The sequence below is a fragment of the Geovibrio thiophilus genome (assembly GCF_004087915.1).
Lineage (GTDB): Bacteria > Chrysiogenota > Deferribacteres > Deferribacterales > Geovibrionaceae > Geovibrio > Geovibrio thiophilus.
This window is the reverse complement of record NZ_CP035108.1, coordinates 1,969,778-1,984,443: the sequence shown is the minus strand read 5'-3', so window position 1 is coordinate 1,984,443 and position 14,666 is coordinate 1,969,778. Positions and strand designations below refer to the sequence as shown.

The following is a 14,666-nucleotide window of genomic DNA, read 5'->3' as shown; positions in this document are numbered from 1 at the left end:
CTATCTCTTTTTGATGCTTTTGAATGTAGCTCTCCTTGCGGGCGGGCAGAGCAGGCGCTTCGGTTCCGACAAGGCTCTGGCTCTTTTCCGCGGAAAACCTCTTATTGAGTATATATCCGAAAAGTTTGTCCGTGAAGGGTTCAATGTTTCCGTCATATCAAAGGACGTTACAAAGTACCTGAATGTTCTCAGCGGTTCAGTTGAGCATGTGGAGGACATCTACGAGCAGCAGTGCCCGCTGGCGGGTATAATCACCGCGCTGCGCCATTTCCGTTCTCCGGTATTTGTTATCTCCACCGATGCTCCGGCTGTTCCCGCAGGAGCTGTGAAGGCTGTTCTCAGTGCGCTGGAAGGGTATGACGCCGCAGTGCCGGACGCTTTCGGCAAGATTCACCCGCTTATCGCCGCTTACTCGCCCTCATGTCTGGATGTGCTGATGAAGCAGTTTGAAACAGGCAATTTCCGCCTGAGAGACGCTCTTTCATCTCTGAATACCCGCTATCTGGACGATTCCTTCTTCTGTGGTCTCGGTTTTGACAGCTCTATGTTCTCCAATATTAACCGCAGGGAGGATATGGAGATCTTGAACAATACGGTTTCCGGCAGGTAGAGTGTGAAATATTCTTTTACCGGAAAGTCTTATTTTTTTAAATTTTCCTTGCCAAACGGATAAAAATTTATTAAGTATATCTTCCTTGCTGCGCCCGTAGCTCAATTGGATAGAGTGGCAGACTACGAATCTGTAGGTTAGGGGTTCGACTCCCTTCGGGCGCATTAAAAAAATGGGCTCCTTCGTTTTAATCGAAGGAGCCCATTTTTTTTATTTTTAAACCCAATATTTCTGCATGTGCCGAACGACCGTACTTATGAAGTTCTTGTTGAAGTTTTCTAAGTTCTTCTAAGTCTCCATATTTGTTCTTTATTATATTTCCTATTAGTAAGTTTATATTGTTTGATATTTTATGTACTTTTGAAAGATTCTTTGGAGCATAATTGACCATGATGGATAGCTCCCATTCAAGTCTTCGGGCTTCATATAAATTATTTTTAATACTATTGATTTGTTTATTAATGTCATCTTGTTCATCAGGTTTATAAAAATTAACGAGGCTGTCTAAGGCATTAAGAATATTTGTGATAGTTGAACTATATAGTATTAGGATTTGGATAAACCTGTCAGCCCAACATTCTTCCCATTGTTTTTTTTGAGTAATTTTTGCTTTTGAGTTTTCTAAGTGTTTATTAATTAGCAGGGCGATAGCAGCCCCTAAAGTTGAGTGGATAATATAATTAAAAGTTGTTGAAATCAATTCCGACATTAGTACACCTTATGTTAACTTATGATTGTATGATTTTATCATTAATTATTCATATTAACACTATTTTGAGAAAAGCATTTTATCTAACAATAGGAAGTTATAATTTTGAATAGTTCATGACAGCCAAAAAATCAAAATACCCTCCTTTTGCAAAGGAGGACAGGGGAGGATTTCAGAAGGCGCCTGCTGATTTCGGCTCAGCGCAAAACTGCAAACTTACCCCAGCAGTCCCTTATCCTTCGTAACGAAGCTTTCCATGCGCACCTCCGCAGCATCGGCAAGGGTCAGGTTAAACTCCCTGAGGAGTGTCATGGCTTCGTCAATTTCGTTCCGTTCAAGCATTATCGCCAGTTTCAGCAGTTTTCCGAGCCTGTTTTCCGAACCGAGAACCGCTTCCTTTATATCCGTGCTTACGTTGAACTGGTCAAGGAATGCTTCAAACGGCGATTCCAGAATCACATCCAGAAGCGACATCAGCCCCGTGAGGAACGCTTTCTCCCTGAGATCCCTGCATGATTTGTCGGCTATTTTTTCCATTGTCGAAGCTCGCTCGTGTGCGGTCTGCATAAGGGGGTTTTCGCAAGGATCCATGCTGCCCTTTGAGGCGTAAAGCAGGAGAGTAAGCCATTTGGACAGATTGTTCCTGCCGAGCAGCGCCGCGGCGTGTTTTATGGATGTTATATCTGCTCTGAGAAAGAAGGAGGACGAGTTTATGAATTTGAGCAGATTAAGGTTTATCGCCGGATAGTTTTTCATCTCTCTTGCGATAAACTCCATTGTGCTGTCCTCGTCCCTGAGTATGTTTATAAGGCTTATCACCCCCGCCACTGCGGGGTCTATCCCTTTTTTTGCCGAAACCACGAGCGGTTTTGCGAAATAATAACCTTGGAAATATTCAAATCCCAGTTTTTTACAGAACTCAAATTCGTCTCTGTTTTCGACCTTTTCCGCCAAAAGACGTACATTCATCGCCTTCAGCGAGTCCATGTTTTTGATTATCTGCATTTTGGAGACGGAACGTATGTCGACCTTGATAAAGCTTACGTCTCCGAAAAGCGGGCGGAAGGTTTCCGCATGGCTCTCGGTGAATATGAAGTCGTCCAGTGCGAAGCTGTAGTTTTGTTTGCCGTAACCTTTTATTTTGTTTACGAGATCATCGGTTACTTTGGTGGTTTCGAGAATTTCCAGAACGGTTTTATCAGCCGGCAGAAGGGCTATTATGTCTTCGTCAATGACAGATTCATCAATATTGATAAAGCCTTTTTTTGAGCCGAGCAGAGTTTCGATCCCGAAGTTCTGAAGCAAATGCAGCAGCACAGAGGAAGTTGCGGAAAGGTTATCGTCTATCTCCGCCACATTTTTTTCAGCATTACGGAAAAGAATTTCGTACGCATATATATTTCCGTTAATGTCAAGTATCGGCTGTCTTCCGACAAATATCCTGTCGCTCATAAACCTCTTTTCCGCTGATTAGGCTTCTTTCAATTAAGGGAAGTATACAAAAGGATAAAAAATATCAAGTGAAAATTACCTTTGTAAATGCTTCTTAGATAATATATCATAGAAAATATGCAGTTTCAGATAAAAAGAAGGAATGTGCCTGAAATAATTCCGGCAGGCTCATAACAATATAGAAGAACTGTTTGTGTTCCGTGCCTGAAAGCGTTAAAGTGAAAGTGGTTTGCATAAACCTGTCCTGTATCTCTTGAGGATTGACAAACACATGCTTCTCTGACATAATTTTGATATGGAATTACTTGAGAAACTGAATATTTTAAGCAGTAAGATAGAACGTCTCATAGATGACAGGGAAAATCTGAAAAACGAAAACGAAGCCCTGAAGAAGAAGGCTTCGGAACTGGAAACAGAAGTTTCCGCACTTATTGAGGAAAGGAAAACGGTCAGGGAAAAAGTGGAGAACATACTGGCTAGAATAGGGTAAAAGCAATGAGTCCTGAAAGCAAGGAAGTTCACATAACCGTCGCGGGCGGGCACTATTCCCTGAGAACGGAACACGAAGATGTTCTTAAAAAAGCGGCAGGGCTTTTGGAGGACAAGTTTCAGGAATCAAACGATTCCTCCAAGATTGTCAACACCCACCGCGCCGTTGTTATGGCAGGTTTAAAAGTCGCCGTTGACAGTGTTGAGCTTGCGGAGCTTGCGGCCGAAGCCGAAGCGGAAGTGGACAGGCTCAACGAACGGCTGAACGAGATAGATATATAAAGATCCCCTGCGGCGTTCGTAAGACGGAAGAAAACTGCAGCCAACAATTTTAACCAGGGGGTTGATACTGGGCGCAGTGTGCATGCCTGCTCGCAGGAAGCCTGAAGCGTCCGTGATACCCCCGCCCTTATTGTAAGGGCTACTAGGTTTCTTCCACAAACGGCGCATGCGGGGGTTGGTTTTATGAGGATACTGGAAGCACTCCGCCCGAAAGGGCTTGAAGATATAGCAGGACAGGATCATCTTTTCAAAGGGGATGCACTCTTTTTAAAGCTGGTGAAATCGGGAAACTTCGACTCACTGATCCTGATAGGTCCCCCGGGCTGCGGCAAAACCACCGCCGCAGAGCTGATAGGAGAACACCTTGCTATACCCTTCTACAGGCTGCATGCCTCCACTTCCGGTTCCTCGGACATAAAGAACATAATCGAATCCACGAAGCATTACGGCAGAGAGGCTATTGTCTTCATCGATGAGCTTCACCGGTTTAACAAAACCCAGCAGGATCTCCTGCTGAAAGTTATCGACGGAAGACATGCGAAGCTCATAGGAGCCTCCACGGAGAATCCTTACTTCAATCTCACTCAGCCGCTCCGCTCACGGAGTTTTGTGTTTGAGTTTCATCCTCTCGGGGATGATGCTCTGAATCAGCTTTATGAAAAGGCTGTTTCATACATAAAAGAAAGCTACGGAGTTGACGAAGTCATAGCGGACGAAGAGAGCATGACACGGCTCAAACGTGTAAGCCTCGGCGACGGAAGACGTTTTCTGAACATGCTGGAGCTCTCGGTAATTAAGGGAACCTTCAGCGGAGAGAGTGTTACTCTCGGTCTTCAGGGCATTGAGGACTATGTAACAGGCGGCAGCTACGATACGGACGAACACTACGATCTGCTTTCCGCCATGATAAAGAGCATAAGGGGCAGCGACCCCGATGCGGCTCTCCTCTGGGGCATGAAGCTTATGGAAAGCGGAGTGGCTCCGGAAACTGTTTTCAGAAGGCTGCTCATCTCCGCCAGTGAGGACATAGGCAACGCCTATCCTGACGCGCTGGAGTTTGCGAACGCCGCTTATCAGGCGTTTACCAATGTGGGCAGACCCGAAGGGGACATAATCTTCGCTCAGGCGGTGACTTACCTTGCCTCCTGCCCGAAGAGCAACAGAAGCTATATGGCTCTGCACAAAGTAAAAAATTACCTTCAGGCGCACAACCCCAAGGTGCCTGACCATCTGAAAAGCGGGGGCAGCGGGTATGTTTACCCTTTTGATCACGGAAGCTTTGTAAAGCAGGATTACGCGGAGGAAACGCTTAATTTTTACATCCCTTCCGAACAGGGGTTTGAGGCGAAGTTCTCTGAACGCCTTAAAAGACTCTGGGACGGCGTGAAGAAGTATGAGTAAAGCCGCTCTCAGGAAGCAGATGAAGGAAAAGCGCGGCAGCCTGCCATGCTCTTTTGTCACTGAGGCTTCGGACGCGATATGCGAAAAATTCCTTGCCGAGTATAAATCGGCAAAAAGAGTGCTTTTGTACTCAGATATAAACAACGAGGTGAAAACGGAAAATCTTGCGCTACAATTAATGAACGGAGGAACGGAAGTCTATTTGCCGAAACTGAAAGAGGGCAGACTGGTTACCGGACCCTATAACGGAGGATTACAGACGGGTTCTTACGGAGTTAAGGAACCGATTGTGATAGATGACAGAACAGATTTTGACGTGGTCGCCGTGCCCGGACTGGCTTTTGACAGCGAGCTTTTCAGGCTTGGCTACGGAGGCGGCTTCTACGACAGACTACTGCCCGGACTGACGCTTTCGGTCAAAGCCGGTCTGGGCTACGGATTTCAGATTGTCGGCACGGTTTACAGGGAAGAGCATGATTTCCCCTTGGATGCGCTGATAACTGAAAATTACATATACAGGAGGAGCAGATGAGCAGTCTGCATGCGTTACTCGTCCTCGTGAGCCTTATGACAGGTATATTCGCGGGACTTTTATATCAGAAAAGAAAGAATGATAATGAGAATATCAGAAACAGCAAAACAGCCGAAGACATTTTAAGCAGAGCCAGAAAAGAAGCTGACGAAATAACCAAGGAAGCAAAGCTTGAAGCCAAGGACTATGTCTATAAAGGTAAACAGGAAGTTGAAAGAGACTCCAGAGAAAAGAAAAAAGAGATAGCCGCACTTGAAAAACGGCTTATGACCAAAGAAGAATCCATAGACGGCAAGCTTGATCAGCTTACCAGAAAGGAAGACGCTCTTCTTAAGAAATACGAGGAAGCGGAAGAAAAGCAGAAAGTTCTCGATAAGCTCCGTGAGGAAGCCGAAGAGATCCGCAACAGAATGATAGCCGAAATCGAAAAGATAGCCGCTATGACAAGGGAGGAAGCAAAACAGATGCTTATCTCCGAGCTTGTTGAGGATGCTAAAATCGATGCTGCGCGTGAGCTCAGGGAAATCGAAGAGCAGACCAAAATGGATGCTGAGAAAAAGGCGCAGAGCATCATCGCGACAGCTATCCAGAGATGTGCTCCCGAATATGTGGGCGAGATTTCAGTCTCTGTGGTCAGCCTCCCCAGTGATGAGATGAAGGGAAGAATCATCGGACGTGAAGGAAGAAACATCCGTACGTTTGAAAGCGTTACCGGAGTTGATATAATTGTGGATGACACCCCCGAGGCGGTTATCCTTTCATCCTACGACCCTTTCAGAAGAGAGATCGCCAAGATGACCCTTGAAAGGCTCGTGACCGACGGGCGCATACATCCGGCGAGAATTGAGGAGCTTCACGACAAATGCCGTGAGGAGCTTGAGAAGCATGTTCTTGAGGTTGGTGAGCAGACCCTCTTTGATCTCGGCATACACGGTGTTCATAAAGACATTTCAAGGCTTATCGGCAGGCTGAAATACAGAACCAGCTACGGACAGAACGTTCTCGGACATTCCATCGAAGTGGCGAAAATCTGCGGAACAATGGCAGCCGAACTCGGACTGAACGAGAAAATAGCCAAACGTGCCGGTCTTCTCCATGACATAGGAAAGGCGATAGACTACGAGAGTGAAGGCTCACACACCGAAATCGGTCTGGAAGTGGCGAAGAAATACAAAGAGGACTGGCGCGTGCTTAACGCCATAGCCTCTCACCACGGCGAAGAGGAGTTCAAGTGCGTTGAGTCTGTTCTTGTGCAGGCTGCGGACGCTATGAGCGCATCCAGACCCGGCGCGAGGAGAGAGGTTCTTGAATCATACCTGAAAAGGCTTGAAAATCTTGAAACCATCGCCTCCTCATTTGAAGGCGTCAGCAAATGCTACGCTATTCAGGCGGGAAGAGAAGTGCGCATAATCGTTGAGCCCGACAAAGTGACCGATGAAAGGCTCGTGACGCTTTCCAAAGACATTTCCAAAAAGATAGAGGAAGAACTCACATATCCCGGACAGATCAGGGTTACCGTAATCAGAGAAGCCCGCTCTGTTGGATACGCGAAATAACAAAAGTAAATGAAAGTACTGCATATAGGCGATATTATGGGCAAAGCAGGCAGAAGCCTGCTTCGCTCCGCCGTACCCCGCCTCCGTGAGGAGCTGGGGCTTGACATTGTGATCGCAAATGTTGAGAACGCCGCAAACGGCTTCGGAATCACCGAGGCGCTTTACAAGGACATTCTTTCCTACGGCGTGGATCTCATGAGCACGGGAAACCATGTGTTCGACGTGAAGGAATCGGAAAATTTCATCAATCATCTGGGCAGTCTCGTCCGTCCCGCCAACTATCCCGAGGGAACACCCGGCAAAGGACACATAACCATAGAAAAAAACGGCGAAAGATTCACTCTGCTCAATTTAATGGGCAGAGTCTTTATGCCCCTTTCCGACTGTCCTTTCAGGAAGTTCGACTCAGTCTACCCTGAAATAAGCAAAAGCTTCGTCCTCACGGACTTCCATGCGGAAGCCACCAGTGAAAAGAACGCCTTCGGGCTCTATGTGGACGGCAGAGCGGGAGCTGTTATCGGAACCCACACTCATGTACAGACAAATGATGACAGAATCCTCCCCAACGGGACTTTATATTTAACGGATGTCGGTATGTGCGGCGGGCTTAACTCGGTTATCGGAATGAGCTCCGAAGCGCCGATAGAGCGCTTTCTGGGCGGTGTGCCGAGGAAATATGAGGTTGAAAAAGCAGGTAAAATGGTGTTTAATGCCCTGTTTTTCGAGTATGATTCGCTCGGAAAAATTGTCCGTTATTCAAAAATATCAGAAACATCGGGGGAGTAAATGGACTATAGAACTGAAATCAGGCGTCTAGCAGCAGAAATGGACGCAGTTATTCTCGCTCACAACTATCAGCCTGCGGAAATTCAGGAAATCGCAGATATTACCGGAGATTCTCTCGGTTTAAGCATACAGGCGGCACAGACCGATAAAAGCACAATAGTTTTCTGCGGAGTTCACTTCATGGCGGAAACAGCACACATGCTTTCCCCGCAGAAAACTGTTCTCCTGCCGGAGATAAACGCCGGATGCCCCATGGCGGACATGATCACCGCCGATAAGCTTCGCGAATTTAAGAAGCAGCATCCGAACGCCGCTGTGGTATGCTACGTGAACACTACTGCTGAGGTCAAGGCGGAGAGCGACATATGCTGTACATCGGCAAATGCGGTTAATGTCATTAAGCATGTGGAAGCTGATGAGATAATCTTCGTACCGGATCGTAATCTCGGTCACTATGTGTCTCGCTTTACTGATAAAAAGATGATCCTCTGGCAGGGCTGGTGCCCCATACATAACAGAACCACAGAGCTTGAGGTCAGGCAGCTTAAGGAGAAATATCCCGATGCGCTCGTTGTTGCGCATCCGGAGAACCCGCCTTCTGTTGTGGATCTTGCCGATCACGTCTGCTCCACATCGGGCATTTACACCTACTGCCGTGAGAGCACGAACAAGCGCTTCATAATAGCCACGGAAGAGGGTGTGCGCTACCTGCTTGAGAAACAGAACCCCGATAAGGAGTTTATCTTCGCTTATGACGGGTTTATCTGTAAAAACATGAAGAAGACCACGCTGAAAAGCCTTTATGAGGCGCTGCTGCATAAACAGCATGTAATCACAGTGCCGGAGGAGATAAGGGAGAAGGGTGTCCGCTGCATTCAGAAGATGCTTGATATACCCAGAAACTATTAATAGCTGACAATAAATTTATATTTTTGTACGATAGATTCCAAAAATAGTTGAATTTTAGAACATAAGTGCTAATATAGCGAACCTTTGTTCGGGAGATAATATGTGCAGCCGTATTTCCGTCTTTAAGAAAATCGCAATAGCCAGTGACCACGGCGGGTTTGAACTTAAGGAACAGTTAAAAAATTACATATCAAAATACGGGGTGGATGTTCTAGATTTGGGAACAGATAACGAAACCTCCGTTGACTACCCCGACTTCGGCGCAAAGGCAGGCATAGCTGTTGCCGACGGCGAAGCGGACGGCGCCATAGTTATCTGCGGCTCCGGCATAGGTATTTCAATTTCGGCAAACAAAATACCCGGCATAAGGGCTGCCCTCTGCTGGGACACATACACGGCAAAAATGTCCAGAATGCACAATGACTCAAACGTCCTCGCCCTCGGCGGCAGGATAATTACGTTTGACCGTGCCGTGGACATGGTTGATTTATGGCTCACCACGCCTTTTGAAGGCGGAAGACACCGGAAACGCATAGACAAACTGGATGTTCTTGCTGCTGAAAGATGGCGGAAATATTTATCTGAGGAAAAATAACATGCTCAAAAAAACGGGGAAAGGTTCTGTCAAAAGACTTTTTCTTTACACAGGAGTAGGGTATTGAGACCAAACTGGGATCAGTACTTCATTGAAATCACGAATATAGCCAAACAACGCTCCACTTGTCTGAGAAGGCAGGTCGGAGCACTGCTTGTTAAGGATAATCATATACTCGCCACAGGATATAACGGAGTACCCGCAGGGGTAACACACTGCGAGGCTACAGGGTGTCTGAGGCAGAAACTAAACGTACCTTCAGGACAGAGGCATGAGCTTTGCAGAGGGCTCCATGCCGAACAGAACGCGATACTTCAGGCTGCTTACCACGGCGTGCCCATCAAAGGCGCCACTCTTTACTGCAACACCAAACCATGCTCCATCTGCACCAAAATGATCATAAACGCCGGTATAGTGCGCATAGTTTACGAACTCTATTACGAGGACGCTCTCGCGGACGAGATTCTGGCGGAAACTAATATAATAGTTGAACAATTTAATAAAGGGTAGGCTCATGCCGTTTTTTGGATTCAGAGGAGGCGTTCACCCTGACTACAATAAGGGTGCGACGTCGGGCAAGCCGATTGAGGTTATGCCCGTGAAAGAGGGTGCGCTGTACGGGGTTCCGCTCGCACAGCACATAGGGGCTCCGGCAAAGGCGCTGGCGGCAAAAAATCAGGAAGTGAAGGCAGGTGAGCTGATAGGGCAGTCAGCTGGCTTTATCAGCGCTAATATCCATGCTCCGGTTTCGGGCAGAGTCGTTGCTTTGCAGGATCTGCCTCATCCGGTTACCGGAAAGACGGCAGGCATAGTGATAGAAGCCGCAGGGGATCAGAGCGGGATTGTTCCCGTCAATGTATCCGCAAAGTTTCAGGAAACAGTGCTCAACGCCGGGATAGTCGGTCTCGGCGGGGCGACATTCCCCACGAATGTGAAGCTCAGCCCGCCCAAAAAGGTGGATACGCTGCTGCTCAACGGCGCTGAGTGCGAGCCTTATCTCACCTGTGATCACAGGCTTATGCTTGAGAAAACGGAAGAGATCATCAAAGGAGCGGACATTATCCGCAAGGCTCTCAATATAGAGAATCTCATCATAGGCATAGAAGAGAACAAGCCCGATGCTCTGGCAGCGTTCGGAAAGTTCGTTTCAGCATATAAATTCGAGCTCATCCCCCTTGAGGTTAAATATCCGCAGGGCGGCGAGAAGCAGCTCATAAAAGCCTGTCTCAACAGGACGGTTCCCGAAGGCATGCTCCCTCTTGAGGTGGGCGTTATCGTGCATAACGTTGGAACCTGCCTTGCCGTGTTTGAGGCTGCGGAAAATAAAAAACCCCTTATCGAAAGAGTGGTAACAGTAACCGGTGCGGTTAAGGAGCCCAAGAACCTCCTTGTGCGCATAGGTACACCTGTTAAGGATATTATCGAGTACTGCGGCGGCTTTCTGGGCGACCCCCGCAAGGTGGTTATGGGCGGTCCCATGATGGGATTTGCGCTTTCCAGCCTTGACGTGCCTATGATGAAGGGAACCAGCGGCATTCTGGTTTTCCGCAGTGAGGATCTGCCGGACTTAAGGCAGTGCAGCTGCATACGCTGCGGGCGCTGTGTGGACGTCTGTCCCATGGGGCTGATACCTTCGGTTATGGACAGATTCGTCGTGAAGGAGATGTATGAGGCGCTTGCCGACTGGCATGTGATGAACTGCATCGAATGCGGCTGCTGTTCGTATGACTGTCCGTCCAGACGCAACCTCGCGGGCGGATTCAAAACATCCAAACGTGAAGTCATGAAAATCCTGAAAGCAAGGGAGGCACAGAAAAATGGCTGACAATAAATTTCTGGTTTCCTTCTCCCCTCATACAAGAGACCCGCTGACGACTGACAAGGTTATGATGCTGGTTGTGCTGGCGCTTCTGCCCAGCATACTGGTTTCCGTTTACGTATACGGCTTTTACGCAGTTAAAACCTACGCTCTGGCGGTTATATTCTGTCTCGGGCTTGAGGCTCTTTTCCTTAAAATGCGCAGACTTCCCGTTACGGTAAGAGACAACAGCGCCCTTGTCACGGCGATTCTCCTTGCCATGAACATGCCTCCGTCGCCGCCTTGGTGGCTTGTGCTTGCGGGCAGCTTTGTTGCGATAGTTATCTCCAAGCAGGTTTTCGGCGGACTGGGGCAGAACCCCTTTAACCCGGCGCTTGTGGGCAGGGTTTTTCTGCTTATCGCATGGCCTGCGGAGATGACCTCTTGGATTGAGGCATCGACTTTTAAAAGCGGCTTTATGTTTGACGCCGTCAGTACTGCAACCCCTCTCGGTCAGGTTAAATCCGAGATAATCAGCAGCGGACACATAGTCTCCACAGGCATAGCCGATGTTGCAGACCTGTTTCTGGGAACTGTCAGCGGCTGTCTCGGCGGAGATTCCGCCTTAGCCGTTCTTATCGGCGGGCTTTTCCTCATTTGGAAGCGTATAATAAAATGGCATATCCCTTTTACATATCTTGCCACTGTCTTTTTACTCACCGGACTCTACTGGCTCATATCTCCTGAAAAAACCCTTAACCCTGTTCAGCATCTGCTGGCGGGCGGACTTATGCTCGGTGCTTTCTTCATGGCGACGGACTATGTCACATGCCCCATGACTGTTAAGGGGCAGGTGCTCTTCGGCTTCGGCTGCGGGCTTCTCACCGTTGTTATCAGGCTTTTCGGCGGTTATCCGGAGGGTGTGGCGTTCTCCATACTTATCATGAACGCCGTTACGCCTCTCATTGATAACTACATGCGCCCCGCAAGCTTCGGCGAGGTGAAGTCATGAACAGAAACTCCGTGATGATGGTTGTGGTGCTTACGGTAATCGCGGGGATTTCCGCGCTTATTCTTGCCTTTGTTTTTGATTTTACAAAGGATCGCATAGCCGAGGAATACAGAAAGGACTTCCTTAAGGGGCTTATAGTCGTTCTGCCTGATTTTGACAACGAACCGGACAAGGAAGCTGTTGAGGTTGACGGCAGGATGCTTTACCCCGCCAAAAAGGACGGGAAGCTCCTTGCCTATGCAGTGCAGAGCGTGTCACCCAAAGGATACAGCGGCGATATAGTAGTACTGATGGGTGTGGATCTTGAAGGCAGGGTCACCGGCATAGAGATTCTGAAACATGCGGAAACTCCCGGGCTGGGCAACAAGATAGAAACTCCCCATTTCAGAGACAGCTTTAAGGGGCTCACTAAAGACGACAATATAGCCGTTAAGAAAGACGGCGGCAATATAGAGCAGTTCAGCGGAGCTACAATTTCGCCACGTGCTGTCTGCGAAGCGGTGACATCGGGGCTCGCCTTTATGGACAAAGCGCTTGCGGAGGTGAACAAATGAGACTTTCCAGCCTTACAGACGGCATATTTAAGAACAACGCCGTTTTTAAACAGGTTTTAGGACTCTGCCCGACTCTGGCGGTTACAACCTCCGCCGTGAACGGAATAGCCATGGGGCTTGCCACTATGGCTGTGCTCATAGGCTCAAACTCCGTTGTTTCCATGGTTAAGGGAATCATCCCCGCCAAGGTGCGCATTCCGGCGTTTATCGTTATCATAGCCAGCTTCGTCACTGTGGTGGATCTTATGATGAACGCCTTCGTTCATGATCTCCACAAGGTTCTGGGGCTTTTCATACCGCTGATAGTGGTTAACTGCGTTGTTCTGGGCAGGGCGGAAAGCTTCGCCTCCAAAAACGGCGTGGGCGATTCGTTCTTTGACGCTGTGGGAACCGGACTAGGCTTTACATTCGCCCTGTTCCTGCTCGGCGGAATAAGAGAGGTGCTCGGCAACGGTTCGTTCTTCGGGCTCAGTCTTTTTCCCGCAGGGTTCAGCCCTGCTATACTGATGATTCTGCCTCCGGGTGCGTTCATCGTTCTTGGCTTCATACTCGCGGGAAATAACTGGATAGAGGAAAGAAAGCGCGCGAAAGCGGGCAGGGCGGTGACAAATGGCTGATCTTGCGCTGATATTCGTAGGGGCTGTGCTGGTTAACAACTTTGTGCTCAGCCGCTTCCTCGGAATATGCCCGTTCTTCGGTGTTTCCAGACAGGTCGATACAGCCATAGGCATGAGCCTCGCAGTAACTTTTGTAATGGCTGTCGCCGGAACGCTCACGTGGATCATTCAATACACCGTGCTGGACAAATTCGGCATAGGCTACCTCCAGACAATTGTTTTCATACTGGTGATCGCTTCTCTCGTGCAGTTTGTCGAGATGGTTATAGAGAAAACTTCGCCGGATCTTTATAAGAGCCTCGGCATCTTCCTCCCTCTTATAACAACAAACTGCGCCATTCTCGGTGCGGCGATAATAAACATTCAGTCCGGCTTTGGCTTTGTTACAATGCTTGTGTTTACAGTAGGCTCGGCTCTGGGCTTCGGGCTCGCCATCGTGCTTTTTGCCGGACTGAGAGAGAGGACAGAGCTCTCGGACATTCCATACCTTTTCAGGGGAGTTCCCATAGCCTTCATAACGGCGGGCATCCTTGCGCTTGCCTTCATGGGCTTCAGCGGTCTGGTTAAGTAGGTGAATATATGACAGCAGCGATACTTACAATGCTTTCAACCGGATTCGCGGCCGGTTTAGGGCTTATGATAGCTTCAAAAAAGTTCCATGTGGAGAAAGATCCCCGCATAGAGCAGGTGACAAACCTTCTCCCTGCGGCAAACTGCGGCGGATGCGGCTTTCCGGGCTGTGCGGCGCTTGCCGAATCGATTGTCAGCGGCAAATCCGCTCCGAACTCCTGCCCTGTTATGGGTGCGGAGAGCGCGAAGGAGATAGCGGCGATTCTGGGAATTGAGCTTGGCTCAAGCGTACGAAAAGTCGCCAGAGTCCGCTGTAAGGGCGGACGGGCGGAAGCTCCAGAAAAATACGATTACTACGGTCCGAAGGACTGCCACAGCGTAAACCTGCTTGCAGGCGGGAATAAACTCTGCTCATATGGGTGTCTAGGCGAGGGAAGCTGTGTCAAGGCATGCGGGTTTGACGCCATGTATATGGATGAAAACAGGCTGCCGGTGGTAATTGAAGAAAAATGCACCTCCTGCGGCATGTGTGTAAAAGCCTGCCCGAGAAACATAATCACTATAATTGAGCAGGATAAACCGTTTGTTGTCGCCTGTATGTCAAAGGACAAGGGCGGAGACGTGAAAAAGGCGTGTTCCGTGGGCTGCATAGGCTGTAAGCTCTGCGCCAAGAATTGTCCTGTGTCTGCTATTCAGGTGGAGAATTTCCTTGCGGTGATAGATCCGGACATCTGCATTAACTGCGGAAAGTGTGAGGAAGTCTGCCCCACAAAGGCGATAAAGAAGTTTTAACC

General features: G+C 48.5%; 18 protein-coding genes, 1 tRNA gene and 1 other RNA gene. 18 read left to right on the top strand and 2 right to left on the bottom strand.

Features of this window, described 5'->3' with window-relative positions; translation table 11 throughout:
• The first annotated feature begins 13 nt into the window (after nt 1-13).
• Both mobA and EP073_RS09375 read left to right on the top strand, forming a co-directional pair.
• Nucleotides 14-610, top strand: a complete 597-nt coding sequence (gene mobA / locus EP073_RS09380) for a molybdenum cofactor guanylyltransferase (RefSeq protein ID WP_241654079.1) — start codon at nt 14-16, stop codon at nt 608-610.
• 90 nt (nt 611-700) lie between these two features.
• A tRNA-Arg gene (locus tag EP073_RS09375) sits at nt 701-774 on the top strand.
• A 23-nt stretch (nt 775-797) separates the two neighbouring features.
• Here the strand turns inward: EP073_RS09375 and EP073_RS09370 are convergent.
• Nucleotides 798-1,319 carry a hypothetical protein gene (locus EP073_RS09370; RefSeq protein WP_128466888.1) on the bottom strand — a complete coding sequence of 174 codons (522 nt, stop codon included), beginning with the start codon at nt 1,317-1,319 and terminating at the stop codon, nt 798-800.
• 216 nt (nt 1,320-1,535) lie between these two features.
• On the bottom strand, nt 1,536-2,771 hold the full coding sequence (locus EP073_RS09365; protein ID WP_128466887.1) for an EAL and HDOD domain-containing protein: 1,236 nt from the start codon (nt 2,769-2,771) through the stop codon (nt 1,536-1,538).
• Nucleotides 2,772-3,066: 295 nt separating this feature from the next.
• On the opposite strand from EP073_RS09365, the gene zapB reads away from it, so the two are divergent.
• The 16 genes from zapB (at nt 3,067) to EP073_RS09285 (ending at nt 14,664) form a co-directional block, all read left to right on the top strand.
• Nucleotides 3,067-3,261 (top strand): cell division protein ZapB, encoded by a 195-nt coding sequence (zapB, locus tag EP073_RS09360; protein ID WP_128466886.1) that lies wholly within the window; start codon nt 3,067-3,069, stop codon nt 3,259-3,261.
• Nucleotides 3,262-3,266: 5 nt separating this feature from the next.
• Entirely contained in the window at nt 3,267-3,542 is a 276-nt protein-coding gene (locus EP073_RS09355; protein ID WP_128466885.1) for a cell division protein ZapA, read from the top strand.
• A 1-nt stretch (nt 3,543) separates the two neighbouring features.
• A non-coding RNA gene (gene ssrS / locus EP073_RS09350) (6S RNA) lies at nt 3,544-3,721 on the top strand.
• A gap of 4 nt (nt 3,722-3,725) precedes the next feature.
• Nucleotides 3,726-4,943, top strand: a complete 1,218-nt coding sequence (locus EP073_RS09345) for an AAA family ATPase (protein ID WP_128466884.1) — start codon at nt 3,726-3,728, stop codon at nt 4,941-4,943.
• On the top strand, nt 4,936-5,475 hold the full coding sequence (locus tag EP073_RS09340) for a 5-formyltetrahydrofolate cyclo-ligase (RefSeq protein WP_128466883.1): 540 nt from the start codon (nt 4,936-4,938) through the stop codon (nt 5,473-5,475). Before EP073_RS09345 ends, EP073_RS09340 begins: the two co-directional genes overlap by 8 nt.
• Nucleotides 5,472-7,031: a ribonuclease Y gene (gene rny / locus EP073_RS09335; protein WP_128466882.1), complete on the top strand. Its 1,560-nt coding sequence runs from the start codon at nt 5,472-5,474 to the stop codon at nt 7,029-7,031. Before EP073_RS09340 ends, rny begins: the two co-directional genes overlap by 4 nt.
• 9 nt (nt 7,032-7,040) lie before the next feature.
• The gene (locus tag EP073_RS09330) at nt 7,041-7,817 is read left to right on the top strand and encodes a TIGR00282 family metallophosphoesterase (RefSeq protein ID WP_128466881.1); all 777 of its coding nucleotides are present in this window, start codon (nt 7,041-7,043) and stop codon (nt 7,815-7,817) included.
• Entirely contained in the window at nt 7,818-8,726 is a 909-nt protein-coding gene (gene nadA, locus EP073_RS09325) for a quinolinate synthase NadA (protein ID WP_128466880.1), read from the top strand. It abuts the gene before it with no gap.
• Between the two features lie 100 nt (nt 8,727-8,826).
• Nucleotides 8,827-9,321, top strand: a complete 495-nt coding sequence (gene rpiB, locus EP073_RS09320; protein WP_128466879.1) for a ribose 5-phosphate isomerase B — start codon at nt 8,827-8,829, stop codon at nt 9,319-9,321.
• A 63-nt stretch (nt 9,322-9,384) separates the two neighbouring features.
• Nucleotides 9,385-9,831 carry a deoxycytidylate deaminase gene (locus tag EP073_RS09315; RefSeq protein WP_128466878.1) on the top strand — a complete coding sequence of 149 codons (447 nt, stop codon included), beginning with the start codon at nt 9,385-9,387 and terminating at the stop codon, nt 9,829-9,831.
• A 4-nt stretch (nt 9,832-9,835) separates the two neighbouring features.
• Nucleotides 9,836-11,146 carry an electron transport complex subunit RsxC gene (gene rsxC, locus EP073_RS09310; RefSeq protein WP_128466877.1) on the top strand — a complete coding sequence of 437 codons (1,311 nt, stop codon included), beginning with the start codon at nt 9,836-9,838 and terminating at the stop codon, nt 11,144-11,146.
• The gene (locus EP073_RS09305) at nt 11,139-12,131 is read left to right on the top strand and encodes an RnfABCDGE type electron transport complex subunit D (RefSeq protein WP_128466876.1); all 993 of its coding nucleotides are present in this window, start codon (nt 11,139-11,141) and stop codon (nt 12,129-12,131) included. The genes rsxC and EP073_RS09305 overlap by 8 nt, the downstream gene beginning before the upstream one ends.
• Nucleotides 12,128-12,685 (top strand): RnfABCDGE type electron transport complex subunit G, encoded by a 558-nt coding sequence (locus EP073_RS09300; RefSeq protein WP_128466875.1) that lies wholly within the window; start codon nt 12,128-12,130, stop codon nt 12,683-12,685. The genes EP073_RS09305 and EP073_RS09300 overlap by 4 nt, the downstream gene beginning before the upstream one ends.
• Entirely contained in the window at nt 12,682-13,302 is a 621-nt protein-coding gene (locus tag EP073_RS09295) for an RnfABCDGE type electron transport complex subunit E (RefSeq protein ID WP_128466874.1), read from the top strand. The genes EP073_RS09300 and EP073_RS09295 overlap by 4 nt, the downstream gene beginning before the upstream one ends.
• Entirely contained in the window at nt 13,295-13,873 is a 579-nt protein-coding gene (rsxA, locus tag EP073_RS09290) for an electron transport complex subunit RsxA (protein ID WP_128466873.1), read from the top strand. The genes EP073_RS09295 and rsxA overlap by 8 nt, the downstream gene beginning before the upstream one ends.
• 8 nt (nt 13,874-13,881) lie before the next feature.
• Nucleotides 13,882-14,664 (top strand): RnfABCDGE type electron transport complex subunit B, encoded by a 783-nt coding sequence (locus tag EP073_RS09285; protein WP_128466872.1) that lies wholly within the window; start codon nt 13,882-13,884, stop codon nt 14,662-14,664.
• Nucleotides 14,665-14,666 lie beyond the last annotated feature (2 nt).